The organism is Shewanella chilikensis (genome assembly GCF_002836945.1).
GTDB classification, from domain to species: domain Bacteria; phylum Pseudomonadota; class Gammaproteobacteria; order Enterobacterales; family Shewanellaceae; genus Shewanella; species Shewanella chilikensis.
Genome location: NZ_NIJM01000006.1, coordinates 30,273 through 56,984 on the forward strand (window position 1 = coordinate 30,273; position 26,712 = coordinate 56,984).

Genomic DNA, 26,712 nt, shown 5'->3' on the forward strand with positions numbered 1-26,712 from the left:
CACTTTCTCACGTCACTAAGTTATCGGGCCGGGCAAGCTGTGGATACAGCGCCGCTGTGGCCAGTGGGACCCTGTGGCTGATGAGTCGAGCCAGGGCCTTGAGTAATGCTTTGTTGTCGGCGGCGCCGCTATGTTTGCGATCGCAGCCAAAGGCCTTGATATCGCTGGAGAGCTGTTTTCCGGCCATCGCCTGAATAATGCTGCTGGTTTGGCTGTCGGCGCCGACCTCCAGAAACAGTTGCGCGCCATGTTTTCGGGCTCTTTGCAGCAGCGACTCCACATTGAGTGGCTGGCTGAAACAAGTCGCTATGGTCTCGGCTATCTGCTTGCGCTCAAGCCTGGCAGGTTTGAGCGGCTGCTCGCTGCCGGCGCTGATATAGACGGGCTGCGGCTGTTCAAGCTCGCCCGAGAGTGGCCTGTCATAAAAGGTGGTCAATTCTGGCTTTACACGCAGGGCCGCCGGTGTGTGCATGGCGGTGACCCGGTTGGCGGCAACGCCGCGTTTGCCAAGGGCCTTTATCAGTGCCCGGCACTGAGCCTCATCCCCGGCCAGCACGCAGCTAGGCCCCTGACGTATGGCGAGGTAGACCCGCGAGTAAGCCGGGTTTTGCAATAATGGCGTGATGCTGCCTGTATCAATGCGCAGCAGAAAACTGTTCCAGCAGATGGCATCTCTGGCATCGAGTTGCCACTCCTGGCGCACGGCTGTGAGCGCGCCCGAGATCTGCTCTGAGAAAATCCGGCTTTCCAGCGTAGGTTTAACCAAAGCAAAAGGCTTGTCCCAGACGCCATTGGCGGCAAACATGGCCGCTTCGCCCATGGAGTAGCCGATGGCAAAGGCTGGGCGGAGCTTGAACTCCCGCCGCAGTATCTGCGTCAGCAGCACACTGGCGCCGACCCCGGCAACGGCCTGCTCGGCGAGTGTCATTGTTGGCGCCGGACTGGGTGCGGCCTCTCCTTTATCGCTCAAGGCTGTTTCATTGGAAGCATCGCTCAAGGCTGCTGGCAGCAGAGTGGATAGGGCGACATTTTCGGCTGTTGCTGCGGCCTCAAAATCGGCATAACTCTTGGGGAAGGCCTGCTTTAAGGCGCCGAGCATGCCATGGTAAGCCGTGCCGACACCCGGGTAGACAAAGCAGAGGCGAGCAGGGCCCAGCGGCTGGGCGCAAAAAACGCTGCCATTTGGCGTAATAAGCTCAAGCTCTGGCAGTTCGGTCAAAGACGTTATTTTTTGAAGCTGACCCAGGAGCAATTCGCTCTCGGCAATAAGCTCGGTGGCATCTCGGCCAATAAGCACCAGCGAATAGTATTCGCCGCCCTCGGGCGCTGTGCCTGAAAAGCTCTGCTCCAGGGTTTTTAATTCATCCGTCAGCCAGCGCGCCAGAGCATGAGTGCTCATCGATTGGCTCAGGCGACTTTGGGCCTGCTGCAGCGCAGTTTGCGCCTCACTGAGCAGAGTCTTTGGGCTGGCAATCAAGGTCAGCGGTAAAAGCCAGGGCGCTCCTTGGGGGCAAAGGCCAGAGCTTGATTCTTTTCCAGAAGCCAAGCCGCTCACACAAAAGCTGCTCACGCAAGAGTCGCTCAGGGCTGTTTTATCATAAGAGCCGCTCAAGGCTGTTTCATCGCAAGAGTCGCTCAAGGCTGTTTCATCGCAATAACCGCTCAAGGCTGTGCCTTGGCTGAGGATCAGCGCCATAGCCGGGGAGTTACTGGCCAGCGCCAGAGACTTGCCTTGAAAAGGCAACCCCGCCATTTTCTGCGCCAGGCGCCGCTTGGCAAATGCCTCCAGTTGCAGGCATAACGGCTCAAGCTGCAATGGTTGCTCCAGAAACAGAGTGTCCCTTTCCTCAACCTCTGGGCGTTTTGCCTGCTGCCAGGCCTGCTTAAGAAGCTGCTGCGGCTTGTGAGCGCCATGGCTTAAGGCCTGCAGCAAGGCTTGCGGATGCAGTCTTGCTTGCGCCGCATCGACTGCGCTTAGCAGCAATAGCCGCTGCTTTGATGGCAGCACCAGGCTCAGGCTTGCCCCGGCCTTGACTTCGGCCACCAGCCAAGGCCAGTCGGGAACCTGATTACTATCAAACGCGATAGTGCGCAAGGCAGCCCTAAGCTTGGGCGCCAGGCTTTGCTCCTCTTCGACCAGGCACAGTGCCAGCCGCAGCGGCTTTTCGGCCGCAGACTCAGCTGGCTTTACTTCAATGTGAGGCATAGGGCCTATCGCTTTGCTCAAGGCCTTTCTCTATTACCTGTGGCGGCCTTGGCCGGTTCAAAGGCGGCATTGAGCCCCTTGCTAATGGTGACCTTGGCATTTTCCAGCCCGGTTTGCAGCAGGCCCTCGGCGTTGAACAGGGCCAGATCGGCGCTGAGCTGACGGCTGGAGTGCTTGGTCACCTGCAGGCGAATAAGGCCGGTGTCATTTTCAGGCAGCAGGGCGTTTTGCCAGAGCGCCGCCAGTGAGGAGGGCAGGCTGGCGGCATCGTATTTGAGCCGGGCCCAGATCAACATGGCCTGCAGCAGTGCGTCTTGCTGGATCAGGGCGCGATCTTCGCTCGATGCGGCATCCGGTAGCTGGTATCGGCAGCTAAGCCCTTGGTCATCAAACTGCAGTACCTCAGTAATGGCCTGCAGCTGCGGGCCATGGAACAGGGCGCCGCTGTGATAAAACTTACTGCCTTGACGCACTTGGAGCTCACCTTCGCCTATCTCAGTCAAAGAAACATGCGCCAGTGGCTGACTGGCATGCTGCGGCATTAACGGCTGCTGGATTAACGGCTGCTGTATTAACGGCAGTAAGGTCGCCTGGTACTGAGGCCGCTCATCACAGCTGATGCTCGCCTGCAGCTCGCCGTCGGTTCCCAGAGTCAGGCTGAGCTGCAATCGCTTTTCATCACTGTCAAATACCACGCCTTTGAGCAGCTTATAGTCCACGGCGCGCCAATCGCCGCCAAAGAGGCTCTGGGCACATTGCAGCATCCACTGGAGCGCGCAGACAGTCGGCCATACCGGATTGCCACCTATGCAGTGATCTTCCAGCAGCGCCAGATCCTGGCGCTTGATACTGCGACTCAGGATTTGGGGGCTAGCTTGGGTCTCCAGCGTATCAGTGTGGTTCAGGCCTTGTTTGTCCCCCGGGCCTTGCATGCTGGAGCCAATCAACAACTGCGGCTCTGAGCGGGCCAGAATCGCCTCGGCAAACAGCTTGGCACCGGCTTCCCTTGGGATCACATAAACGCCGCGGGACTCAAACATCTGCTTCAGCGCCGCGTTGACCATGCCGCCATCCCAGGGGCCCCAGTTGAAACTGATCACTCGGGTGGTCGGCAACTCATGATGTAGCCGATGAGCGGTTTTATTGAGAATTTCATTGGCCATGGCGTAGTCGCTCTGGCCTGTGTTGCCGTAGAAACCGGCGGCGGAGGAAAACAGCGCCAACAGTTTTAAGTGCTCGGCGGCCTTTTTGTTTAGTGCCAAGGCTCTGAGCAAGGCGGAGAGGCCGCCAACCTTGGTGCCTGTAACCAATTCGAGTTCGGCGAGGGTCTTGTCGGCGATGTGTTTATCGGCCAACACCCCGGCGCCGTGAATCAGCCCGCTGATAGGCGCCAATGCCTGAATGGGCGCCAGTGTGGACGCGACCGCATCCGGGTTACTGACATCCAGACTCAGGTATTCGGCGCTGGCACCTATGGCCTCAAAGCGCTTGAGCGCTGCGTGAATTTCCAGCGCGTTGACAAGAGGTTTTATCAGGGCTTCCACTTCCTTGGGCGAGGGCTTTTGCCCCTTGGCCAATAGCGCGGTGATTGCGGCCGCTTTTAGCTGACCGCTCTCAAGCCCTTGGGCCCAATCGGGGAATGCTTCCAATGCCAAGGCCTTGCTGCGACCGGCGAGAATAAAGTGACTGCCACTTTGGCGGGCCAGCGCCAGGGCACAGTCCAGGGTGACGCCTTTTGCGCCCCCGGTCACCAGTATTTTATCTGAACTATCGAGCCTGCATGGCGCCATGCCTGTATCGGCAGCAATCTGGTCATAGGCCGAAGTCGCTACCAGGGTCACTCTGCCGGCGGCGCTTTTGCCCCACTCCAATGGATCCTGACTAGGGCTGTAGAGCGCATCCATGACTTGCGAGGCCAGCGCCGAGGCATCTAGCTCAGGAGCAAGATCCAACGCGCGGCAATGCACCTGAGGCCATTCCTGCGCCAGGGTCTTGGTTAAGCCAAACAGGGCGCTCTGATTCAATTCACAGGGCTGACCGCTGAAACCCAGCTGACCATCCATGCGCGCCACAGTGATAAAGGCGCGGCGGCCTTTTGTCGGCGTTTGCCAGGCTGGGCTCAAATGCTTGGCGAACAGGAAGCTCAGTTGTACCTGAGTCTTGGCCGTGATGTTGAGCGGCATCAACTCTTCGAGTTGTTCCTGCGGCAGTTGTGGCTGCAGATGGATATAGATGGCCACTTGCTGTTTGAGCCCGGCGATGAGCGCCTTGACTCCGGCATCATCATTGCTGGCCAGAGTCAGGATTGGCAGCTTGCTGTCCAGCGCCGATTGCGAATCGGTTGCCGCCGGGCGCACCAGAGTGACACTGATGCCACTGTCTGTCAGTTTCTTGGCCAGGACACCGGCATTGTGGCCGTCATCGAGCAGCAGCGCACAGCTGTTCGCGGCAAACAGAGCCTCGGCGCTTGCGCCTGAGAATCTATCTGCCGCCGGCAGCTTTTTTAGGCTGACTCCCGAATGGGGCGGCAAGGCCACACTCGGCTGAGTGTTTGGCGTCTCATAGGTTTGGGTTAGCGGCTCGGCTGCATGCTCAGCGTTTGAGCCGGCAAAACAATCTATGATCTGCCCCAAGGTGCGGCATTCGCTTAAGCTTGCGGCGTCCAGCTGTGGCAGCTCAGGCAGTTTGTCTTGCACTGTGCCGAGAATTTCTACCCGCTTGATGGAGTCGATACCGAGGTCGGCCTCCATATCCATCCCCAGCTCGAGCATTTCGGCCGGGTAGCCGGTCTTGTCGGCCACTACCTGCAGCATGATTGCCGTGACATCACTAGCTGTGTTTGATTGAGCTGTGTTTGACTGGGCAGGGCTCGGCTGAATTGGCTCAGGCTGCACACTGGCGTTCACACCGGCGCTTTGCTGTAGATAATCGACTATCTGCCCCAGGGTGCGGCATTCGCTTAGAGTTGCGGCATCCAATTGTGGCAAGTTGGGCAGTTGATCTTGCACTGTGCCGAGAATTTCCACCCGCTTGATGGAATCGATACCGAGATCGGCTTCCATATCCATTCCCAGCTCGAGCATTTCTGTGGGGTAGCCGGTTTTGTCGGCCACCACTTGCAACATCAGCTCTTCGACACCTGTGCTTGGCTTGGCTGTGGTTATGGCTATGGTTGGGACAGGAGCTGGAGCTTGAGGCCGGCTTTGTAGCACTTGGCTGGGTTGCTGTGGCGTGCTTGCTGCTTTGACTGGCGCTGCGGCGTGAGTTAAAGGCGCTGCAGCCTGGACGGGCACTGGCACAGACACTGCTACTGCTTGGGCCTGCTCTATCTTGGGCAATACAGCATTGGTCAACACAGAATTTGGTAACACAGCACCGCCCTGAAGTTGTTGCAACAACTGCTGGGCGCCGAGATTTTGCGACTGAATAAAGTCGTTGTGGATCTTTAAAGTCTCGGCCTGGTGCTGGTGGAACATGGCCAGGGTCTGATTGAGGCTGTCAGGAATCGCTTTGCCGGCCGTCGCCAGTTTTACTTGCTCTGCGAGCAGTTGCTGCACACTGTTGCCATATTGCAGTGGGATATTCAGAAACTGCTGATGCAGCTCGGCCAACTGTTGCTGGGCGCTGAAAAACTGCTGTAATCCGCTGCCGCTGTTTGCTGGGAGGCCGTTTGCAGCTTGTGGCGCTGTAGCTTGGCTCGGTTGACTCGGGTTCTGGCTTGCGACCGCTACTGGGATCTCGACTATTTTTTCCACGACTTTCTCGACTATTTTTGTCTGTTGACTGACCCGGCCCTCTTTGAGTGAGGCCGCCATCTTCTGGGCGGTCGCCGGGCTGATATAGTTACTGGCACCGAGCTTGATAGTCATCGGTGAGGCCTTGTGTTTGGCCTGGGTTTGTACGGCGCGATAGGCATCGGGATCTGTCAGAGGCAGGCCCGCCAATGCCAGGCTGAGCAGGGCTTGCTTCAGCTCAGTGTCGGCGGCCAGGGAATCGATACAGCTTGGGCTGTCCAGCGACAGGAACAGGCATTCGGCGGCGCGATCGCCCAAGGTGGCTTGTGCCAACCTGGCCAGGGTGTTTTTCGGGCCAAACTCGACAAATATTCTGGCGCCGTCCCGGTACATGCTCTCTATCTGCTCACTGAAGCGCACCTGCTTGAGCATATGCTGCTCCAGGTTGGCTCTGAGGCTTTCGGCATCCTGTGCCAGCTTGTCACCTGTGGCATTGACATACAGAGGCGTTTTCGCATCGCTCAAGCCCTGGTGGGCAATCGCCTCGGCAAAGGGTTGCTGCGCATGGGCCACCAGCGGAGTGTGGAAGGCACCGGATACCGGCAGCGCTATGGCGCGCAAACCTGCCTCGTTCAGCTTGAGGTTGAGCCGGGTCACCGCTTCACTCGCGCCGGCAATCACAAGCTGAACCGGGCTGTTGATATTGGCTATCTGCACCTCGGGTTCAGTCTGCAGCAGCTGCTCGAGAGTATTGCGCTCAGCGGCCGAGGGCAGAATAACGGCGCTCATGGCGCCCGGGTCTTTATCTTCGGGGACGCTGGCCATGGCATCGCCACGGGCGAAGGCCAGCGCGTAATAGCTCTCACGGCTCAAGGCACCAGCGGCGCGCAGCGCCGACAGCTCACCAAAGCTGTGACCGGCCAGCATATCTGCCTGGAATCCGGCCTGACAAAGCAGAGTGAACTGTCCCATGCCGAGGGCGCCGATGGCGCTTTGGGCAAAGCGGGTATTGGCCAGTGCCAGTTCATCCTCTTTGTTGGCCTGGGGCGTGAATTTGGCTATCGGGAACACCCGCGCCGACAAGGGGCCCATGCCGTACTTATCGGCTACGCCCTGGCGGGAAAACTCTCGGTCGGCGGCGGCAAATTCGGCGCGAAGCTCGGGATAGAGCTGGGTTAGCCCAGAGCCCATCTGTAGATACTGACTGCCTTGACCGGCAAACAGGGCGGCGGTCTTGGCCTCAGTCAAAGGTGCGCTGCGGTACTCGACTCCCTGCTGTTGCCAACGGGTTTGCGGCTGTTCTTCCGCCGTGCTTTGCAGCTTGTTCAAGGCCTGTTGCAGTTTTTGCTGCAGCTCTATGGTGTCGCAGGCAAGCAGTCCCAGCCTGGGGCCTTGTACCTGTGTCTGGCTGCCGAGGCGATAGGGCGCACATAGGGTTTCAAGGTCGCCATGGGCATCTGACTCCAGCGTCTTGAGCAGAGCGGTTATCTCTTGCTCCAGCGCCGGTTTGTCCGGAGCGCAAAACAGCAGCGGCAAAGGCGTGCGTCTCAGGCGAGAGGGTTGCTTGGGTAATTCGGGGCTGTGCTCTTCCAATACCAGGTGGAAGTTGGTGCCACCAAAGCCAAAGGAGCTGACGGCGGCGCGCCTCGGTGTACCGTCGGTTCTTGGCATCCAGGGGCGGGTTTGAGTGTTGAGATAGAAGGGCGATTGCTCCACTGCCATCTTGGGATTGGGCTGCTTTACATTGATGGTGGGCGGCAACACCTTGTGGTGCAGCGCCAAAGCCGCCTTGATCACCCCGGCAGTGCCGGCGGTCGACTTGGTATGGCCCACCTGGGACTTGATTGAACCCAGCGCAATGTGCTGCAGCTCAGGATTATCCTGGCTCATTACGGCGTTGAGGCCGCTGAATTCGGCCACATCACCGGCGGCCGTACCTGTGCCGTGGGCTTCCATCAGGCCCAGAGTATGGGGCGGGAACCCGGCATCATCGTAGGCCCGCTGCAGCGCCTTGGCCTGGCCTTCGGGGCGCGGCGCGTAAATGCTCTTGAACTTGCCGTCGCTGGAGGCGCCAACCCCTTTGATCACCGCATAGATGCGGTCACCGTCGCGCTCGGCATCATCCAGGCGTTTTAGCGCCACCATGCCTATGCCTTCGCCTATCATCATGCCGCGGGAGTCGGCGTCGAACGGCTTTATCTGCTCGTCGCTGGTAAAGGCCGGGGTCTTGGAGAAGCTCATGTACATATAGGCGGAGTTGTCGGTGCAGACGCCTCCGGTGAGCATCATATCGCTGCGGCCTTCGGTCAGCTCGGTGAGCGCCATCCGCATTGCCGCCAGCGAGCCGGCACAGGCGGCATCGACCACACAGTTCATGCCGCCGAGATCGAAACGGTTGGCAATCCGACCGGCGATAACATTGCCGAGTGACCCAGGGAAGGAGTTTTCCTCCCAATGTATATATTGATCCTGGAACTTGCGGATCAGCATTTCGCTGTCCTGCTCACTGACGCCACTCTCGCGGAACACCTTTTTCAGCACAGGGTATTGCAGCCTGGCATTGAGGCTTTGGCTGATTTTCTGGCCACCGCCAATCCCCAAGGTGATGCCGATGCGGTCGCGATCATAGTCCGAGCCTTCATCGATACCTGCATCCTCCAACACCTCTTTGGCTACCACCAGCGACAGCAGCTGCGAGGTGTCGGTCAGTTCGAGGATATTGGGCGGCAGACCAAACTCCATCGGGTTGAAATCCACTTCCGGGATAAAGCCGCCGCGCTTGCAGTAACTCTTGTCGGCGGCTTTCTTGTCGGGGTCAAAATAGTCTGCCACTTGCCAGCGGTCGGCGGGCACTTGGGTGATGGCATCTATCTTGTCGCAGATCAGATCCCAAAACTGGTTCAGATAACGGCTGCCGGCAAACAGGCTCGCCATGCCGACTATGGCAATCGGTGTGTCTTTCAGCCTTTTGTTGAGGCGTTTGTCTATCTGAGAGGCTTGTTCTTGGCTCATTGAGCATCTCCATTGGTGGCTGCAAGTTGCGGCCTGGGTTTGCGCCCTGCCTTGGCGGCAGAGGGAAACCTGGACTGGAAAATATGATAGTTGCGTACCAGCAAGCGGCGCAGGGCAAACGGGGCGCGCTTGAGGACGTAGGCTATGTAGCGGTCGGCGGCGTGGGTGTCGTCATCCTGATAGATGTCGACATAGACCCAGCCGCTGACGGGATCCATCCCTATGAGTACCGAATGGGTCTGTTGGCCAATGGGAATACTCATGGCTTCGACCTGAACCACAGTGTGTTCATCGGTACTGGGCAGCATCAACGCATCGGCAAGCGTTTGGCTGTTGAGGGTGTAGGTTTGCATCTTGCTGCCGCTGTAGACCGGCAGTTTATTGAAGTGTTTCGGCGGCAGCGAGTGCGCGGCATCGATATTGTCGAGCCGGGATGCGCCGTGGCGTTTCAGACAGCGGGCCAGCCCGGAGCGCGAAACATGGGGATTGATAAATTCCTGGGTGACTTGCAACAACCTGTCCAGCGGCAGCTTGAGCTGCCAGCGCAGCCCGACAACCACATACTCCTGAATATCGCTCAGAGTGGTATTCAGATGATGCGGGGTGTGGGATTGATCCTGGGTCGACTCGCGTTTACGCCACTTGCGAACGGTTGCTTCACTGATATTCAGTAACCGTGCCAGTTGGCTGACATTGAGCTCCGACTCCTGGATAAAGCGGCGCATTTCCGGGGTGGTGGTGGCATTACGATGACGCCGTTTTCCGGTTTGAGTTTGCTTCATAATCAGCTGGGACTGGGCCCTTGGGCTTCCTTTCTCGCCTGTCTGCCATGGTTGCAAACTTCCACAATACTGAGCGTCAGGCTGTTATTTCAGTAACAGGTGAAGCAGATTACCAGTGCCTGTTGCTCGATACAATCATCTGGGACTGAAAATCCTGCTTTTGTTTTAAAGCACTTACTTGCAAATGAGTCCCGAATGGCTTGTTGTTGATTTGTTTTTAAATTGATATAAATTGGTTGTTTTGGTTTTTTGTGCTGTAAAAATGGATATCTGATACCTATTTATCCCTAATCCCCAGTGGTCTGTTGCAGCTTATATTGCAGCTTATGTTACAACCTGGGTATCTGCCTTTAGGGCAACTGGATGAACTGGCATCAGCAACAGAAATGGAGAGTGTCAGGTGTATTTAACAAAAAATAATCTACTGGGAATGGCGAGTGCGACCTTGTTTACTGTACTCGGCGCCGGTTGCAGTGGTACCAGTGCCACTACCGCCGAGTTGTCGCCTGAGGACGCGGCCCGCCAACAAAGACTCGATGAACAGGGATACCGCTGCGACCGGGTTAGGGTTACCGGCAGCAATATTCCCAACCGCCGCTGTACAACCGCCCAGCAACGGGAAAGAGAGCGGGAAGAGGCGAGAGCCTATGTCGATAAAATGAATCAGCAAAACATGAACGATTAGCACTTGAGACCGAGGGGGAGCCCAAGGCAAAATAGCCTACTCCCCCTTGGTTTTTTGGAGCCTCCCATCAACGCCGTGCAACTCTTTTTGTATCCCTTACGCCAGAGTGAGCCTTTAAAACTCAAAGATCTGGCGCTGTGCCTGACACCGGCCGAGCGGGAAAAGTTTGCCCGAATAAGCCATAAAGAGGTACAACAACGAGCAATAACAAGCCGCGCCTTGCTGAGAAAGACCCTGAGTACTCAAGCGCCGCTTGCAGCCCGCGAGTGGTGTTTCGATTATGGTCCCCAGGGTAAGCCGCGCCTTTGTGATGAGCAGTTTCAACAGACTCAGCTGCATTTTAACCTCAGTCACAGCGGTGATTGGCTGCTGTTGGCATTGCTGAAACATCCTTCTCCTGAGTTGCAACTTGGAGTCGATATAGAGCGTTTACGGATGCGCACGGCTATCGATACTGTAATGCGCCACTATTTTGCGCCTTTTGAGCTGCAGCAATTACGAAATCTGGATGATGCCACGCGGCGAGAGGCGTTTTTCGACCTCTGGGCCTTGAAAGAGTCTTATATCAAGGCGACAGGCAAAGGGTTGGCGCAGCCGCTCGATGGGTTTGCGTTTGACTTGAGCTCAGGGGAAGCCTGCTCGGCCGAGCGGCCAGCCGAGATTGTTTCGATGCGCCGTGGGCTTTTGCTAAAGCCTAAGGAAAACACCCAATGGCAGAGTTGGCTTGGCCATATGGAGCCGGGTTATCGATTGGCCCTGACGCTGTGGGCCCCTGCAGCCATCAACTGGCAACTGCACTGGCACCTTGGTCAGTAGCATTCTGAAATGGGTTACCGGGCAGGAATGAAAAAGCGGCCTTAAAGCCGCTTTATGTTCGATTACTGTCTTGCCAGGCGTTGGCTTTCCGGCACGTGCTCAAAGTCACTGCGGAACGGGTTGATGTCCAATCCGCCTCTGCGGGTGTAGCGGGCGTAGACGGTCAATTTACTGCAATGGCAGAAACGCTTCAGATCGGTGAATATCCGCTCCACACACTGCTCATGGAACTCGTTATGCTGGCGGAAAGAGATCAGATAACGCAGCAGTTTTTCCTTGTCTATCTTGGGGCCCTGGTAGCGGATCATCACGCTGCCCCAATCAGGCTGTGAGGTGATCAAACAGTTGGACTTAAGCAGGTTGGAGTTCAAGGTCTCGGCAACTATCTGCTTGTCGTCTGTACTGTCCTCGAGCCATTTGGGGTTGAACTCATAGTCGCTGACTTCAATATCCAGATCGTCAATGCAGTGCCCCGGCAGCTCAACAACTCTCTGGCTGTTGAAGTGCTTGGGCTCAATCACTCTGACTTTTACCTCGCCATTGGCACAGCGGCTCAGATCTTGGGTAAGGGTCTGCTCGACGGCTTCAGTACTGTCAAAGCGAGTTTGATTGAAACTGTTCAGATAGAGCTTGAAGGATTTGGACTCAATTAAATGCTCGCTGTTGAGATCCAGCTGGAACTCGGCGATGGCCACCATGGGCTTGCCCTTGGCATTGAGCCAGGAGAGTTCATAGCCGGTCCAGATATCGGCGCCCTGAAACGGCAGAGGCGTACTCAGGTTGATTGCATCACGGTTGAGTTTGCGGGGCACACCCTGCAACAGCTCTGGGGCGTAATGCTCTTGATAATCTGTCTGCTGACCCAGTGTCAGGCCAGATAAGGCTTCGGCGTTCCGGTAAGGGTCGTGATTCTGTGTCATCAAGCGGGTTTCCGTGTCAAAATAGGCCACCATTATACCTGAATTTGGAAGTGCGATAAGTGTCTTGTGCCCAGGCGTTGGAGCAATTTCTCAGCCGTTATCATCAAAGTTACCAGTCGAGTCTGGGGGAAGGCCCCAGATGTTATGCCAGGGGAGAAGCCTCGCCCTGTGTGCTGCAGGAGGATGGTGAAGATCCGCAACTGTGGCAGACTATTCGCCGTGAGCAGCCAGGCAGTTTTGCCAATGTCAGTCATGCGCTGGAGTTGCCGCTGCATGCCGATATCGACGAGTTTTATGGGCAGTTTTTTGCCGCGCATCTGTTGTTTGAAGCCGATTTCGGCGAAGGGGAACTATTGCAGCCCTGGAGTCAGGATGATTTTGAGTTCCTGCAGCAGAATCTGATTGGGCACCTGATGATGAAACGCAAGCTCAAGCAGCCACCGACCTGGTTTATCGGCCTATTGGGGCAAGGTGATGAGATGATCTGCGTGGATAACGAAACCGGTGCTGTCTGGCGTGAGACCCCGGGTGAGCTCCCCTCAAAGAAGCTGGCAGATAGCCTGGAAGAGTTTCTTGTTATGCTGCGCCCCAGAGTGGCGCCGGCAGTTGAGCCTGTGGAGCCGACCATGGCGGATGTTGACCATCCCGGTCTCTGGGCGCGGATGAAGCTTATGTGGCAACACCTGTTTTCCCGCCGCTGATAGCCGGGGTTGCCACAATCACTATTGATTGATGATCACTGCTATTGATGAACCTAGGCTATTGATGATCCCAGGAGAGGTTGGAGACTATCCGGCAGTTGTCACAGCGGAAATGAAACAGATCCAGCAACGGGCTGGGCTGGCGCCAGTCCGGGTTGCCGCAGCGGGGACAGGGACGGGCCAATTCGGCTTGCTTACTCTCTCCCCCGACCCGGTAAAGGTAGTAATAGGTAGGAATTTGGGTCAGATATTCGATGCGGCCACGCAAATCCCAGCCGCGGCGAAACAGATCGCTATCCGGGCTGGAAAGCTCCTCAAGTGCGGCAAACTCGGCCTTGGTTGCTGCGGCCATCTGCAGTTCATCACAGGCTTGCCACTCGGTTTGCCAACGGATCACCCGCTTGTGATCGCCGTTGAAGGTCGCGGGAATGCGGTAGAGTGGAATGGGTAGCAAGTTATCGCCGCTGCGCAGCGGCGAGCACATATGCACATAGCTGGTATAAAGCAGCTGCCAACTTGGGGGCTCCAGGGTGCTGACTTCGGAATTGATATCCTGACCTATGAGCTTTTCCTTGGGGGCCAGCAGTTTGGCCTCGGTTAACTGCTGCAACGCCTGTTTGGCCCAGGGACTGTTGTGCCTGTTGGCCAGACTGGTTTCTTCAGGTAGCAGTAGCCTGACTCTGAACTCTCCGTCCCTAAAGGCCACCGCAAATTCCCGTCCTAATACCTGACCGTTGGCCCGCCAGGCTTCAAGCAGAGTATTGATGGCTTTTTCTGCGGCGCTGATCGTGGTGTTGGCAAAGCATTCAAACCTGAGTTCGCAGACAAACATTATTGCTGGCCCTCAAGCTTGGCGAGCCTTTGTTGTAAGGCCGCGAATTCTTGTTTCAGTTGCTGCTGTTCCTGGCGTAGCTGGCTGATCTCCTGCTGGAGGACTTCTACTGTGGGGACAGGTTTCTGTGGTGCAGCTTCATCCTGCCGAGGTTCGCTTTGAGTTAGTTTTTCCCGTTCACTCTCCGGAAGGGATTTGAAGCGCTGCAGACCTTCAACCAGCAGTGGCATTGGTAACTTGTTGCTGAGTCTTGCCTTAATCAGTGCCAGAGAGGGAGTATGGCCGCTTTGGGCTACTGCCGCCGCAGCGGCCATGACCTGTTCCAGTGGAGTGGACATCTTGGTAAAAAACCTCACTTTTTCGCCAATAGCTACATAGTGCAGCAGTTATTTGTTTTTATCTTTTTGATATTTATCAGTTTATTTGTTGGCCTGCATGTTGCATAGCGCTTGCTGTATTTACTTAACAAAAATTAACATTTGATAAATATAACAAGGAGTGACAATGAACAAGTTATTACTGCCACTGATGGGGATAGCAAGCTTAGGGCTTAGTGCTTGTGTGGTCAATGTCGGCGATCACGAAGCCAACTGGGATGAAAAGGAGTCCTGGCAGCTGCAGCAACAGCAAAATCAGCAACAACTGGCCAAGTTGACTCTGGGGATGGATCAGCAACAGGTGCAGCATCTCATGGGGCAGGCCGACTTCAATGAAGCCTTTCTCTCCAATGAGCAGCAAGTACAGGTACTATTTTACCGTACCCGCCACAGACACAGTGATGGCAAGACCACCAAGGATGAATGCACCCCCTTGGTGTTTCGCGATCAACAACTGATTGGCTGGGGCGATAAGGCCTACGCGCAGCTGTAATTCACACTCATCCCAATTTCAATCAACTCCTGAGCTGGGCGTCCAAATGGTCTATGGTGTCTGACCATTGGGCGTCCTCGGCCAGAGCCTCTGTTAAAAAAGTGCGCTGAGCTTCATTCCAGAATGGTGCATCCACCAGTTTGACTCCCTCGGGGATAGAATGTGTGCCGATAAAACCTTCTATCGCCTCGCTGCTGCTGGGGAGTCCCAATTGCTCAAATAAATGGGCCAAGTCTGTGTGGGTGGTATCCATATTCTGACCTCCAGAAGTCCTGGCATATCTTGCCAAGGTGATGGGTGAACAAGCCTTCATAAAACAGATAGTAAGCTTTATTCCTTCCCTTTAGCTTATACCAATCGAACCGCAGATCCATTGCTTTAAATCGGCAGAGCTTATTATCTCTATGGGAATGGTGCCCACGGCAGTAGTCGAACGGCTTGACAAGCAAAAGATTGTACTTTGATCCAAAATTGTTAAATTGGAAATTACCCTTTTGGCTGACAAGGACAACAACAAATGGAAACCCAGACTCCCGATTCCCTGCGTGCTGTTTACCTGACGGCGGAAGATTTGCGCCTGGCCGCATCAATTCTCTATAACGCCTATCACTATGATGCGTTTTTTCAGCAGACCTTGCCGGCCGCCAATGCCGCCGAATATGAACAAAAGCTCAGAGCCGCAATTCGTGAAGAGCTCAATGAGCTTTGGCAACAGGAGCAGCCCCTTATTGGGTTGTTCGATGATGAGCGCTTGATTGGGGTTGCCTGCGTGGTGACCTCATCACTTCCCCAGGGGGAGGGGCGCTATTGGCATTGGCGTTTGAAAATGCTGCTGGGGACAGGTTGGCAATCGACGCAGAAGTTGATGCAGAAGGAGAATTCAATTCTGGAGCACCTGCCGGCTACTGAATACGGCATTATACAGTTCATTGCAGTAGCTTTAACCGAGCAGCGCAAAGGTTATGGCAAGTTGCTCGTCCAGGCGGTATTGGGTTGGTGTGATGAGCAGCCGGAGCTGGAAGGGGTTGGAGTCTTTGTGACTGAGGATGGCCATTCTCATCTGTTCCGAGAGCAAGGCTTTGTACCCGTGGTTGAGCTGAATATCGGGCAGTTAACCGGAGAGTTGCTCTTTTACCACAGTCATACTGATGATGACGTCTACCAATAACAGGAGTTAAGCATGGAGCAAAAGTACAAGAGTTTTGCTGAGTTTTATCCTTTCTACCTGTCACAGCATTCCGATCCCGTATGCCGAGGTTTGCATTATCTAGGTTCGATACTGGTATTGCTTCTTCTGTTATTCAGCCTGCTTAGTGGACAATTTGTATGGCTCTTGGCTCTGCCTGTGGTGGGTTATGGCTTTGCCTGGATTGGTCACTTTGGTTTTGAACACAATAAGCCGGCGACCTTTCAATACCCAGTCTATAGCTTGATGGCTGACTGGGTCATGTTGGCCCAATTTGTCAGTGGCAAACGTCGTTTCTGAGTGTTTTTGGTTATTTACCAGTACCAATGTGAGATATGTCTCACAAAGCTGTGCGATAAACATAAGACTTATTAGCTGTTCTTACTGGCGAATAATTAAATGTTGTTAATAAACAAGTGATTAGAATTTTATTAGCGACTGCTGAATATTTGTCATTCCTAGCCTGTTCTAAAATCGACCATCTCAAAGAGGGGGCCTTGGGTACACTTAAGTTGTGGTCAGGGCAGGATGCTTTGACAGAGCTTCCAAGGAAAGGAGCTGAAGTTACAAGCTTCAAGGAAGAGGGAGCCTCAAGGAAGAGGGAGTTGCAAGGAAAGCAACGCCAAGGAGTTTAAGGAGGCAGCCAGGGCAAGTGTCAGGATGACGCGTTTTGGAAAGGCTTATGCAAGGACGAGCTGCAAGGATGAGCTGCAAGGAAGCCTGCTAAATGGATTTTAATCATGGATGACAATCAAGACAGGACGTCTTGAAACCATTGCAGGGAAGTTCAAGCCAAGGAAACGGCTCGCAGGGAAAGCGGTATCCAGGATGGATACACAAGAGATTTTTCCGGTAATAAGGAAATTGCCGCGCCAGGAAAGGCCATTTGAGACAGGAAGGTCTGCTAAGGAAAGCGTTCAGGACGAAGTAGAGGACAGGCTCAGGGATGCCAGCCTTTGGGTTAAGGGAAAACCCAACTCATGGACGACAACAAGCTCGTGGATGGGCAAACATGGAAGATGAGTGCCAGGAGGCCACAAGGAGGCTCAAGGGAATTGAGCAGATACCAGGATGGTTGTCAGCAAGGATGAAAAGATAGCTTGGAAGCTGTCATCACTGAGACAAGGTGTCCACAGGAAGAAATTCATACGCATGGAAGGTGCAGGGAGCACAACTCAGCGGGATGGCTGACAGCAGTAAATAGGGCGCGTCTTAGGACGCGCCTTTTCTTTGTGTGCCGGGCATGGCGCGCAGCCTGTTAAGTTGATGCTGGTAGGATGCCATTGTAAGCTCGCTGTAAGCCCGGTCAGGGGCGTCATTTGCTGCACAGTGAGGGCGCGCATCTTGAGGTGGGAACGGAATAATGTGGAAAATAGCTCATAGAACTGACGAACAGGAATTGAATAGATCTACCTGCAATGGTTGAAATAAGTGGATTAAAGTTCTGCATTGAATCGTCACCAATCACCCAGTCACTTCAGCCGCTCTTTCAGTGGAATGAAATGGCATTTACACCATCTTTTGTACTGTTTGAAATCCGGATGAAGGGATGAATTCTCACGCTTCGTGAGATAACAGCATTTTTTCATCTGTTTTCCCTTGACGAGAAGGTACAACAAACATTGGATAAAGAAACCTTCAAGCATGGTGGATTGTTACTTTTTGTCATCCTAACTATTTGATGATTTGGCGATTTTGCTGTTTACGACAAGTGAGCCAAGCTTGGCATTCAAACTTAGACAAAGCACACATGGAAACCGTTTGCTGTTTCCTTGGCAATAAAGATGAAAATTTTTCCGGTTTCGCCCTTGATCTCCCGCTTCAGTCTCGGCATAGTGTAATGCCGTAATGGTGCACCGCTACGATGGTGCGGTTAAGCAAGTCGCGCAAATTAATTTCAGGTGATCAGAATGCAGTCCAGTAATATAGAGAATGTGCACATCAGTGCCGAACAAGTCCTCATAACTCCCGAAGAACTCAAGCAGCAGTTGCCACTTTCTGATCACGGTTATCGCTATATTCTCAGTGCCCGCAAGACAGTTTCCGACATAGTTCACAAGCGTGACAACCGGGTGTTGGTCGTCACCGGCCCTTGCTCTATTCACGATATTGAGTCGGCCAAGGAATATGCCCTCAAACTGAAAAAGCTCCATGACGAGCTCAAGGATCAGTTTTTTATCCTGATGCGGGTCTACTTTGAAAAACCTCGAACCACAGTGGGCTGGAAAGGGATGATCAATGATCCCGATATGGATGAGTCCTTCAATATTGAAAAAGGGTTGCGGATGGCGCGGGAGTTGATGTTGTTTCTGGCCGAACTCGAGTTGCCGGTTGCCACCGAAGCGCTGGATCCCATCAGTCCGCAATATATTTCCGAACTGGTGACCTGGTCAGCCATAGGCGCCAGAACCACAGAATCACAAACCCACAGGGAGATGGCCTCCGGGCTTTCCATGCCGGTAGGGTTCAAGAATGGCACGGATGGCAATCTGGGGGTGGCCATTAACGCCCTCAAGTCGGCGGCCAGCAGTCACAGATTCATGGGGATCAATCAACAAGGGCAGGTGGCTTTGCTGCAAACCGCCGGTAACCCGGATGGGCATGTGATCCTGCGAGGTGGGGCGGGCCCCAACTATGATGCCGATTCGGTGGCCGAGTGTGAACGGCAGCTGCATGATGCCGGGCTCAATGCCAGACTGATTATCGACTGTAGTCATGGCAACTCCAACAAAGATCATCGGCGGCAACTGCCTGTGTGCCGGGATGTATTTGACCAGATAGCGGCGGGCAATCGCTCCATCATAGGTTTGATGTTGGAAAGCCATCTGTTTGCCGGTAGTCAGGCCTGTGACAAGCCGCTTGCCGAGCTTGACTATGGGGTTTCGGTCACTGATGCCTGCATAGATTGGCAGGATACGGAGCAACTGCTCAGGCAAGGGGCGGCGCAACTGAGTTCTATTTTACCCACTCGCTTTGATATGCTCAGGGTGGCAAATGGCTGACGGAAGATTTGAGATGAGTGAGAAAACCACGGCAGAGCTGGAGAAGTTACGCGGACTGATTGACGGCGTCGACCAAGAGTTACTCAAGTTGCTGCGTCAGCGGCTGGATCTGGTGGCCCAGGTCGGCGCGGTCAAACACAACGCCGGCCTGCCCATTTATGCACCGCAGCGGGAGGCCGCCATGTTGGCCAAGCGCCGCGTAGAAGCCGAAAGTCTGGGGGTATCGCCGCAGCTGATAGAAGATGTGCTCAGGCGCCTGATGCGGGAATCCTATCTCAACGAGAAGGATGTGGGTTTCAAGCAGGTGAACCCGGATATCAACAAGGTGGTGATCATTGGCGGTCGTGGCCAGCTGGGCACCCTGTTTGCCCAGATGCTGACACTCTCCGGTTATCCAGTACATCTGCTCGATAAAGATGATTGGGATAATGCCGATGCTATCCTTGCCGGAGCCGGTCTGGTATTGGTCACTGTGCCGATTGCCATTACCTGTGAGCTTATTCGCTCCCGTTTACAAGGCTTGCCCAAGGATTGCATTCTTGCGGATCTGACCTCGATAAAGTCGCAGCCGCTACAAGCCATGCTCGAGACCCACTGCGGGCCTGTGGTGGGGCTTCATCCCATGTTTGGCCCGGATGTGGGCAGCCTCGCCAAGCAGGTTGTCGTGGTGTGCCATGGTCGGCAGAGTGAGGCCTATGCCTGGCTGCTGGAGCAGATAGCTATTTGGGGAGCACGGCTGGTGGAAGCGGATGCCGGCAAGCATGATAAGGCGATGCAACTGGTGCAGGCGATGCGCCACTTCTCCAGCTTTGTCTATGGCCTGAACTTGTGCCGGGAGCAGGCCGATCTTGATAGTCTGCTGCAGTTCAGCTCGCCGATTTACCGGCTGGAGTTGGCCATGGTGGGTCGCTTGTTTGCTCAAAGCCCAGAGCTTTACGCCGATATCATCTTCGCCCAGCAAGAGAGCCTGGGGGCTATTTCCGACTATCTGAACAACTATGCCGGCGCTTTAGCCATGCTCAAGGCCGGTGACAGAGACGGCTTTGTGCGCCAGTTCCGTGAGGTGGCCGAATGGTTCGGTGACTTTGCACCACAGTTTCGCAGCGAGAGCCGCAGCATGCTGCAGTCGGTCAATGATATGAAGAGTCACTGATCTCAAGGCGGTCAACTCCGCTGGCAGTGCAACGCGATTTATCCAAGGGAGCCTTTTAGGCTCCTTTTTCATTTGTATCAGTAAGATAGAAGTCAAAAAGCCATTTATTCAGCAATTGCTTAAGGTGATCTCCTTCAAGCTTTATGACTCACGTTCTTTCGTCTGAGCGATGAAAGAGTACACTGATTTTAAACATGCAAAAATAAAGCATGATTAAAGGAGATATGCCGTGTTTTGTATTCAGTGTGAGCAAACCATTCGAACCCCGGCCGGTAATGGCTGCAGCTATGCCCAGGGGATGTGCGGTAAATTGGCCGCGACCTCGGATCTGCAGGATCTGTTGATTTACATGTTGCAGGGGCTGTCCACCTATGCCGTCAAACTCCGGGAGTTTGAGGTTATCGATCCGCAAGTCGATACCTTTGTGCCCAAGGCATTTTTCGCCACTCTGACCAATGTCAACTTCGACGATGAGCGGATTACCGAATATGCAAAGGAGGCCGCTCGCTTGCGAGACCAGCTAAAGCAGCGCTATCTGGAGCTTTGTGAACAAAGGGGCGTGACACCCGAGCCTATGTCCGCCGCGGCGACTCTGCTGCTGGGGGCGTCCAAGGCCGAGCTGTTACAACAGGCCAAAGTGGCTGCGCCCAACCGAGGTGATGACCTCAATGAAGATATTCTCGGTCTGCGACTCCTGTGCCTCTACGGCCTGAAAGGGGCGGCTGCCTATATGGAACACGCCCGGGTTCTGGATCAGACCAGCAGCGAAGTGGCCGGTCGTTTCCACGAGATCATGGCCTTTCTGGCGACCGACAGCACAGATGCTGACAAGCTGTTTGCCACTGCGATGGAGATAGGTCAGCTCAACTATTCTGTGATGGCTATGCTAGATGCCGGTGAAACCGCGGCCTTTGGTCATCCAGAGCCGACTCAGGTCAACACCAAGCCGGTGAAGGGCAAGGCAATCTTGGTCTCGGGCCACGATATGAAAGATCTCGAGCTCATCCTGCAACAGACAGAAGGCAAGGGCATCAATGTCTATACCCATGGTGAGATGTTGCCGGCGCTGGCCTATCCTGAACTGAAGAAATACCCGCATCTGGTGGGGAACTACGGCAGCGCCTGGCAAAATCAACAGAAGGAATTTGCCAACTTCCCCGGCGCCGTGGTGATGACCTCCAACTGCATTATCGATCCCAATGTCGGTCAGTATGCCGACCGCATCTTTACCCGCAGTATCGTTGGTTGGCCGGGCGTGACTCACCTGACCGGCGACGATTTCAGTGCCGTTATCGACAAGGCACTGGCGCTTGAAGGCTTTGCCTATGATGAGATCCCCCATATGATCACCATAGGTTTTGCCCGCAACGCTTTGATGAATGCGGCGCCTGCCGTGGTTGAAAACGTCAAGAACGGCAATATCCGCCACTTCTTCCTGATTGGCGGCTGTGATGGTGACAAGGCCGAGCGCAGCTACTTCACCGACCTTGCCAAGGCGGCCCCCAAAGACAGCCTGATCCTGACCCTGGGCTGTGGCAAGTACAAGTTCAACAAGCTCGAATTCGGTGATATCAACGGTATCCCCAGACTGCTGGATATCGGCCAGTGTAACGACGCCTACTCGGCGATTCAGCTGGCGCTGGCACTGTCTGAGATATTTGAGTGTGATATCAACGAATTGCCGCTAAGTCTGGTGCTGTCCTGGTTTGAGCAGAAGGCGATAGTGGTCCTGTTGACCTTGCTGTCACTGGGAGTGAAGAACATACGTACCGGCCCAACTCCGCCGGCTTTCCTGACCGCCAATTTGCTGAAGGTACTGGAAGATAAGTTCGGCCTGCGCAATGTTGGCACGGTTGAGGAAGACCTGGAGGCGATTCTCGGCGCCGCTTGATGCGTATCTCTTGAGGCCGGAATGCCTGCGGCATTCCGGCCATTTCTTTCTCTGTAGAGGGAGTTTCGATGACACTCAATCCATTACAAGTTTCGCCGGCAATCAGTCAATATCAGGCTGGTCAATGGGTTCCCGGAGAGCTGCGGCTCATTTGTGTCGCCCGCTGGCAGGAAACCCCGGATGTGGTGAGTTTTCGTTTTAAAGCGGCTCAGCCGCTGTCTTTTCATTTCAAGCCCGGGCAGTTTGTAGCATTGCAATTGGAGATTGCCGGTGAGGAGTATCGCCGCTGTTATACCATCTCCTCTTCGCCATCTCGGCCCAATTCTTTGATGCTGACCATTAAGAGGGTTGAGGGCGGCAAAATTTCCAACTACCTTATCGATAATCTTAAGCCGGGCCACAGCCTAATGGCTTCCGGGCCTTACGGCCAGTTCAACCTTATCGATATACCGGCCGAGCGCTATCTGTTTTTAAGCGCCGGTTGTGGCATTACGCCGATGTTTTCCATGAGTCGTTTTCTGACCGACAGCTATCTTGACAGCGATATCGCTTTTATTCACAGTGCCAGAAGCGAGCAGGATCTCATCTTCCGAGACAGTTTGCGGGCTATGAACAGCCGTCACGATAACTTTAAGCTGGGCTATCTGCTGGAGCAGGGAGGTGAGACTGCCTCAGTCTCCGGGGAGCTTGCCGAGTGCCCTATGTTACCGGGACGCTTGAGCTTGGCGGCACTGGAACAACTGGTGCCGGATTATCGTCAGCGCACCGTGTATGTCTGTGGCCCCGAGGCTTACATGGCGGCCACAGAGCAGATGCTGGCGCAAGCAGATTTCGATATGACGCGTTTTCACAAGGAAAGCTTTGCTGAAAATACCTCGGCGCCTGCGGGTGACGGTTTGGCCAATTACCGCTTGAGTGTTGCCGGCCTTGAGCTCAGCATCAATGGCGATCAGACCCTGCTTGAAGCGCTGGAGTCTGAAGGTTTGCCCATTATTGCCGCCTGTCGCAGCGGCGTTTGTGGCTCCTGTAAGTGCCGGGTTGTCTCCGGTGAAGTGGAAAGCAGCAGCCAGCAGACGCTCAGCCAGGATGAGATTGACTCAGGTATGGTGTTGGCGTGCTCCAGCCGGGTGAAGAGTGATATTCAACTGGAAACCGGCCCCTTCTAATTCTGTTTCCGGCATTGCAGAAGTGGCGATCTCACAGTATGGTTAAAGCAGGGCAAAAGCTTTGGGCCCTGCATTCCAGATGTTGGCCGGAGACAGACTATGACCAGCTTACCCTCAGAAGCATTTGCCAGTGAAGATCGTAGCATGGGCCATTTTTTATATGCGCTTATGTGTGCCTTTCCGTTGTTTTTCCTGCCTGTGATCCTGAGCCTGTTGATTAACTTAAGCCAAAGGCAGGTTGCACCTCTGTCGCTGCTGGGCTCTCACTTGCGCTGGCAAAGGCGCAGTATTATGGGTTTGGCACTGCTACTGGCTATGGGCTACTGGGTCAATCCGCTGTGGCTCAGCCTCAGCTTGTGCGCCCTGGGGGTTATCTGGTTCAGTTACCGAATCTTCAAGGGTTGGCTCAGCCTCACAGATGGACAAGCCATGTAGCTCTTGTCTGCTACCAGGGAAGCGGTCAGCCTGATCGCAAGGAAATATGACGGACTATCAACTCTTCTGTGTGCTGGCGGCGCTGGCACTGATTATCTCGCTGTTATCCAGCCGTTTTCACTCACTGCAAGAAACCATAGCCATCACAGGCCTGGCCATGCTCCTTAGCCTGATTATCCTGGTGGTGGGTAAGTGGTTTGAGCTGGATATCCATATCAAAACCATTTCAGTATTGCAGAGGCTCGACTTTCAGGCGTTGCTGCTGAACGGTATGTTGGGTTTTCTGCTCTTCGCCGGTGCGCTGCAGATAAGGCTCAAGGTGCTGGCCAGCCAGAAATGGGAAATTCTCTGTCTGGCTCTGCTTGGTACTGTGATTTCCACTCTGACGGTGGCGGCGCTTTGCTTCTATTTGATGCCGCTGCTGGGGCTGGCGCTACCCTGGAGTTATTGTTTGTTGTTCGGGGCCTTGATATCACCAACCGATCCGATAGCGGTTTTGGCCATCTTAAAAAAACTCGGCGCGCCTGAGGATATTGCCATTCAGGTTGAGGGGGAGTCGCTGTTCAATGATGGTATTGGCCTGGTGCTGTTTGTTGCTGTCTCGCAGCTGGCTTTTTCCGCCGAGGCTCTGAGCCTGGCCGATGTCGGCGCGCTGTTTTTCCATGAGGCCGTTGGTGGCATTGCCTATGGCCTGGCGTTGGCTTTTGCGCTGCATCAACTGATGAAACTCACGGATGAAGAAACCCAGAGACTCTTGATTACCTTGGTGGTGCCTACCGCAGGTTATGTGATGGCAGAAAAACTCTCGGTGTCCGGCCCTCTGGCCATGGTGGCCGCAGGAATCGTGCTGGGGAATTTCACAGTGCCAAAATGCTTTGGGGTCACGGGGAGAATATTGCTGCAAAGGTTCTGGAGCCTGCTTGAACACTTCTTCAATTCGCTCTTGTTCCTGCTATTGGGGCTCCTGTTGCTGTTGACCCATCTGGATATGCAACTCTGGTGGTTTGTGCTGCTGAGTATCCCTGTGGTGTTGTTGGCAAGATGTGTCAGCGTGTACTTACCTTATCTGGGGTTCCGGCGTATGCGGCAATACAGCCAAGGCGCGGAGGGGATCCTTATCTGGGGCGGGCTCAAGGGCGGCCTGGCGCTGGCTATGGCCATGAGTCTTCCGGCGGGGATAGTGCTGACCCCCGAGCTGGAGCTCAGGGATCTCTTGCTGGTAATGACCTATGCCGTGGTGGTCTTTTCTATCATGGTGCAGGGCTCAACGGTTTCCCGTTTGATCCGCCGCAGCCGCGAGGCGGCAGAGGCCGGTAAAGCCGCTGCCGAATCGACTCAGGCTGTCTGATACAGCTTGGCGATTAAGCCTGCATGTTGCTGTGGATGACGGACATCGGTTGCGATGATTAAACCATCTACGCCCAACGCCTTGATAGCCAAGACCTGAGCAGTCAGTGTTTGCTCACTGCTGCTTGGGTTGAGGCACAGACTTGGATTTACCAACAGCGGTAAGTGGCTCTGGGTTTTTAGTTCCACCAGGGCGGCGAGATCCAACATAAGCTGTTCGGGTTGATTCAATCCACTGACCCCCGCATCACAGAGGATTAACTGCTGATTCCCGCCGGCGAGCAGGGTATCTGCGCTGGTCAGCCAATCCTGTTGGCTGGCCATGGGATTACGCTCCAATATCACCGGCAGGTTCTGTCCGCCAAGCGCATTGAGCAGCTCTGTGTTGTACATCTGTTTACCGCTGAGCAGCAGCATGTCGGCCGCGGTCTGGGCCAGAGCCAGATCTTCTGCATGCTCCAAGGCAACAATGCTCTGCAGCCCGGCTTGGTTTAACAGGCTCTGCAACTTGGGCAGTTGCTGTTTGGCATCGGGTTGGCGCGTCAGCGTGCTGAGAACCACGCCCTGAAATCCCGCTTCCCTGAGGGCCTTGGCGCTTGGGGCAAAGCTGTCTGCATCTATGGGGAGGTTCAGTTGCGCCAAGGCGGCGAACTGGCCTTGCCCCAGTTTGAGCTGGCCGCAACTAATTTCTGTGCTGACCGGTTTATAGTGACGGGAATGTCTCTGGGGTGACAGTTTGGCGCTGTCCTGCCTGGAACTCTCAGGTTCAATCAGCAGTTGGCTGTGACTCAGCTGGGTTGGCTCGACCGTCTCACAAGGGTAACAGCCAAGTACTTTGATAAAGCGGGTGAGCCGTTCAAGCTCGGCAAGTGCTTGCTGCATAGCTATGGATGCCAGATTGGCATCGACATCCAGATAAAACATCTCTTCCCAAGGCGTGCCCGGGATAGGGCGTGACTCCAGCTTACTCATATTGAGGTTGTGATCTTTGAGGATCAGCAAGGCTTCCACCAAGGCGCCGGGCTTTTGGCCGGTTGCCATAATCAGAGTAGTCTTGGCCGGCAGTTGCTCCGGCACTTCTATCGCCTTGCGGGCCACTACGATAAAACGGCTCTGATTGATTTTTTGATTGGCCAGTTCCTGCTCCAGAGCTTCCAATTGGTAGAGGGCGCCGCCTTCACTGGAGCCGATAGCAGCCACAGTGTTATCGCCCTGGAGAACTTTTTCCATTGCCTCGGCGCTGCTGGCGCAATATTCCAGATGAAAGTCGGGATGGCGACTCAGGTAGCGACTGCATTGACTGATGGGTTGGGGGTGGGCATAGACGGTTTTGATATCGGCAAGCTTGCTTCCCGCTTTGGCCAGCAGACAGTGGCCCACTTCTATAGTGGTTTCACCCACTATGGCCAGGCTGGTGTGCTGCAACACATCGTAGACTTCGTTGATTGAGCCGGATGAGGTGTTTTCTATCGGCAGAAAACCATAGTCGGCATGGCCGGATTCGACGGCCTGCACTATATCATCGAAGTTCTGGCAACCCAGATCCTGCATCTCTACCTGACGACGTTGGCAGTAGCGACTGGCGGCCAGGTAGGAATATGAACCTCTGGCGCCCAAATAGGCGATGCAGTATTGCTGTTTCTGGGTTTCGGGATTGGCTCTGCCCTGGAGGTAGGCCTGTTGGTTCAGCACTGAGTCTTCAATAATGGCCTGGTAGAGACTGATGACATAATGGGCATCCAATCCCTGTTCCCGCCCTTGGCGAACCAGCCTTGCCAAGAGTTCTTTCTCTCTCTGGGTATCACGGATTGGGCGAATGTCCACCTCTTTGCTGCGGGCGACTTCCAGGCTGAGTTGCCGACGTTTGGCCAATAGCGCCAACAGATCCCTGTCCAGGGTAGTGATGTCATCCCTTATTCGCTCCAGCGACGGTACTTTATTCATTCAGACCTCTAAACCAGTAATACTCAGTGC

At 54.7% G+C, this 26,712-nt stretch carries 21 protein-coding genes; 13 read left to right on the forward strand and 8 right to left on the reverse strand.

All coding sequences use genetic code 11. The features are described from left to right. Positions 1–7: 7 nt before the first annotated feature. From CX651_RS03340 to CX651_RS03350, 3 genes are read right to left on the reverse strand one after another with little or no spacing between them, the layout of a single operon-like run. Positions 8–2,227 carry a PfaB family protein gene (locus CX651_RS03340; protein WP_101053505.1) on the reverse strand — a complete coding sequence of 740 codons (2,220 nt, stop codon included), beginning with the start codon at positions 2,225–2,227 and terminating at the stop codon, positions 8–10. Further along, entirely contained in the window at positions 2,224–8,952 is a 6,729-nt protein-coding gene (locus tag CX651_RS20410) for a type I polyketide synthase (RefSeq protein ID WP_101053507.1), read from the reverse strand. Before CX651_RS20410 ends, CX651_RS03340 begins: the two co-directional genes overlap by 4 nt. Further along, positions 8,949–9,734, reverse strand: a complete 786-nt coding sequence (locus CX651_RS03350; RefSeq protein WP_101053509.1) for a helix-turn-helix domain-containing protein — start codon at positions 9,732–9,734, stop codon at positions 8,949–8,951. The genes CX651_RS20410 and CX651_RS03350 overlap by 4 nt, the downstream gene beginning before the upstream one ends. A gap of 400 nt (positions 9,735–10,134) precedes the next feature. Between CX651_RS03350 and CX651_RS03355 the strand changes: the two genes are divergently transcribed. Continuing rightward, on the forward strand, positions 10,135–10,419 hold the full coding sequence (locus tag CX651_RS03355; protein ID WP_144161927.1) for a hypothetical protein: 285 nt from the start codon (positions 10,135–10,137) through the stop codon (positions 10,417–10,419). 75 nt (positions 10,420–10,494) lie between these two features. Continuing rightward, positions 10,495–11,235: a 4'-phosphopantetheinyl transferase family protein gene (locus tag CX651_RS03360; RefSeq protein WP_146225988.1), complete on the forward strand. Its 741-nt coding sequence runs from the start codon at positions 10,495–10,497 to the stop codon at positions 11,233–11,235. A gap of 62 nt (positions 11,236–11,297) precedes the next feature. Here the strand turns inward: CX651_RS03360 and queF are convergent, their stop codons facing one another. Then, positions 11,298–12,155, reverse strand: a complete 858-nt coding sequence (gene queF / locus CX651_RS03365; protein WP_101053633.1) for an NADPH-dependent 7-cyano-7-deazaguanine reductase QueF — start codon at positions 12,153–12,155, stop codon at positions 11,298–11,300. Between the two features lie 59 nt (positions 12,156–12,214). Between queF and syd the strand changes: the two genes are divergently transcribed. Continuing rightward, the gene (gene syd / locus CX651_RS03370; protein WP_101053515.1) at positions 12,215–12,856 is read left to right on the forward strand and encodes a SecY-interacting protein; all 642 of its coding nucleotides are present in this window, start codon (positions 12,215–12,217) and stop codon (positions 12,854–12,856) included. Between the two features lie 58 nt (positions 12,857–12,914). Here syd and CX651_RS03375 read toward each other — a convergent pair whose 3' ends face one another. After that, complete coding sequence (locus CX651_RS03375) at positions 12,915–13,688, reverse strand: Zn-ribbon-containing protein (protein WP_028779837.1); 774 nt, start codon at positions 13,686–13,688, stop codon at positions 12,915–12,917. Continuing rightward, complete coding sequence (locus CX651_RS03380) at positions 13,688–14,026, reverse strand: hypothetical protein (protein WP_101053517.1); 339 nt, start codon at positions 14,024–14,026, stop codon at positions 13,688–13,690. Before CX651_RS03380 ends, CX651_RS03375 begins: the two co-directional genes overlap by 1 nt. A 166-nt stretch (positions 14,027–14,192) precedes the next feature. Between CX651_RS03380 and CX651_RS03385 the strand changes: the two genes are divergently transcribed. Beyond that, on the forward strand, positions 14,193–14,558 hold the full coding sequence (locus CX651_RS03385; protein WP_101053519.1) for a DUF3192 domain-containing protein: 366 nt from the start codon (positions 14,193–14,195) through the stop codon (positions 14,556–14,558). A 22-nt stretch (positions 14,559–14,580) separates the two neighbouring features. On the opposite strand, the gene CX651_RS03390 is transcribed toward CX651_RS03385, so the two are convergent. Beyond that, positions 14,581–14,811 (reverse strand): DUF2789 domain-containing protein, encoded by a 231-nt coding sequence (locus tag CX651_RS03390; RefSeq protein ID WP_101053521.1) that lies wholly within the window; start codon positions 14,809–14,811, stop codon positions 14,581–14,583. A 264-nt stretch (positions 14,812–15,075) separates the two neighbouring features. On the opposite strand from CX651_RS03390, the gene CX651_RS03395 reads away from it, so the two are divergent. From CX651_RS03395 to CX651_RS03435, 9 genes are all read left to right on the forward strand, one after another. After that, positions 15,076–15,726: a GNAT family N-acetyltransferase gene (locus CX651_RS03395; protein WP_101053524.1), complete on the forward strand. Its 651-nt coding sequence runs from the start codon at positions 15,076–15,078 to the stop codon at positions 15,724–15,726. Positions 15,727–15,738: 12 nt separating this feature from the next. Further along, on the forward strand, positions 15,739–16,044 hold the full coding sequence (locus tag CX651_RS03400; RefSeq protein WP_101053526.1) for a DUF962 domain-containing protein: 306 nt from the start codon (positions 15,739–15,741) through the stop codon (positions 16,042–16,044). 444 nt (positions 16,045–16,488) lie between these two features. Further along, positions 16,489–16,767: a hypothetical protein gene (locus tag CX651_RS03405; protein ID WP_101053528.1), complete on the forward strand. Its 279-nt coding sequence runs from the start codon at positions 16,489–16,491 to the stop codon at positions 16,765–16,767. Positions 16,768–17,654: 887 nt separating this feature from the next. Beyond that, complete coding sequence (locus CX651_RS03410) at positions 17,655–18,746, forward strand: 3-deoxy-7-phosphoheptulonate synthase (protein WP_101053530.1); 1,092 nt, start codon at positions 17,655–17,657, stop codon at positions 18,744–18,746. 13 nt (positions 18,747–18,759) lie between these two features. Further along, a complete protein-coding gene (gene tyrA / locus CX651_RS03415) occupies positions 18,760–19,899 on the forward strand; it encodes a bifunctional chorismate mutase/prephenate dehydrogenase (RefSeq protein ID WP_101053532.1) in 1,140 nt (379 codons plus the stop codon). Positions 19,900–20,128: 229 nt separating this feature from the next. After that, positions 20,129–21,790, forward strand: coding sequence for a hydroxylamine reductase (hcp, locus tag CX651_RS03420; protein ID WP_101053534.1), 1,662 nt, complete (start codon positions 20,129–20,131; stop codon positions 21,788–21,790). 68 nt (positions 21,791–21,858) lie between these two features. Beyond that, positions 21,859–22,956 (forward strand): hybrid-cluster NAD(P)-dependent oxidoreductase, encoded by a 1,098-nt coding sequence (locus tag CX651_RS03425; protein ID WP_189577774.1) that lies wholly within the window; start codon positions 21,859–21,861, stop codon positions 22,954–22,956. Between the two features lie 99 nt (positions 22,957–23,055). Continuing rightward, positions 23,056–23,391 carry a hypothetical protein gene (locus CX651_RS03430; RefSeq protein ID WP_028779791.1) on the forward strand — a complete coding sequence of 112 codons (336 nt, stop codon included), beginning with the start codon at positions 23,056–23,058 and terminating at the stop codon, positions 23,389–23,391. A 46-nt stretch (positions 23,392–23,437) separates the two neighbouring features. Beyond that, positions 23,438–24,739, forward strand: coding sequence for a cation:proton antiporter (locus CX651_RS03435; protein ID WP_101053538.1), 1,302 nt, complete (start codon positions 23,438–23,440; stop codon positions 24,737–24,739). Here CX651_RS03435 and CX651_RS03440 read toward each other — a convergent pair. After that, positions 24,727–26,682, reverse strand: coding sequence for a chorismate mutase (locus CX651_RS03440; RefSeq protein WP_101053540.1), 1,956 nt, complete (start codon positions 26,680–26,682; stop codon positions 24,727–24,729). The two genes, CX651_RS03435 and CX651_RS03440, sit on opposite strands and share 13 nt — an antisense overlap. Positions 26,683–26,712: the final 30 nt, after the last annotated feature.

Bases quoted from the DNA above. Each gene is read 5' to 3' on its own strand.
- CX651_RS20410 (WP_101053507.1), bottom strand. From the start codon at position 8,952: ATGAGCCAAGAACAAGCCTCTCAGATAGACAAACGCCTCAACAAAAGG.
- CX651_RS03350 (WP_101053509.1), bottom strand. From the start codon at position 9,734: ATGAAGCAAACTCAAACCGGAAAACGGCGTCATCGTAATGCCACCACC.
- queF (WP_101053633.1), bottom strand. From the start codon at position 12,155: ATGACACAGAATCACGACCCTTACCGGAACGCCGAAGCCTTATCTGGC.
- CX651_RS03375 (WP_028779837.1), bottom strand. From the start codon at position 13,688: ATGTTTGTCTGCGAACTCAGGTTTGAATGCTTTGCCAACACCACGATC.
- CX651_RS03380 (WP_101053517.1), bottom strand. From the start codon at position 14,026: ATGTCCACTCCACTGGAACAGGTCATGGCCGCTGCGGCGGCAGTAGCC.
- CX651_RS03385 (WP_101053519.1), top strand. From the start codon at position 14,193: ATGAACAAGTTATTACTGCCACTGATGGGGATAGCAAGCTTAGGGCTT.
- CX651_RS03390 (WP_101053521.1), bottom strand. From the start codon at position 14,811: ATGGATACCACCCACACAGACTTGGCCCATTTATTTGAGCAATTGGGA.
- CX651_RS03395 (WP_101053524.1), top strand. From the start codon at position 15,076: ATGGAAACCCAGACTCCCGATTCCCTGCGTGCTGTTTACCTGACGGCG.
- CX651_RS03400 (WP_101053526.1), top strand. From the start codon at position 15,739: ATGGAGCAAAAGTACAAGAGTTTTGCTGAGTTTTATCCTTTCTACCTG.
- CX651_RS03405 (WP_101053528.1), top strand. From the start codon at position 16,489: ATGACAATCAAGACAGGACGTCTTGAAACCATTGCAGGGAAGTTCAAG.
- CX651_RS03410 (WP_101053530.1), top strand. From the start codon at position 17,655: ATGCAGTCCAGTAATATAGAGAATGTGCACATCAGTGCCGAACAAGTC.
- tyrA (WP_101053532.1), top strand. From the start codon at position 18,760: ATGAGTGAGAAAACCACGGCAGAGCTGGAGAAGTTACGCGGACTGATT.
- CX651_RS03425 (WP_189577774.1), top strand. From the start codon at position 21,859: ATGACACTCAATCCATTACAAGTTTCGCCGGCAATCAGTCAATATCAG.
- CX651_RS03430 (WP_028779791.1), top strand. From the start codon at position 23,056: ATGACCAGCTTACCCTCAGAAGCATTTGCCAGTGAAGATCGTAGCATG.
- CX651_RS03435 (WP_101053538.1), top strand. From the start codon at position 23,438: ATGACGGACTATCAACTCTTCTGTGTGCTGGCGGCGCTGGCACTGATT.
- CX651_RS03440 (WP_101053540.1), bottom strand. From the start codon at position 26,682: ATGAATAAAGTACCGTCGCTGGAGCGAATAAGGGATGACATCACTACC.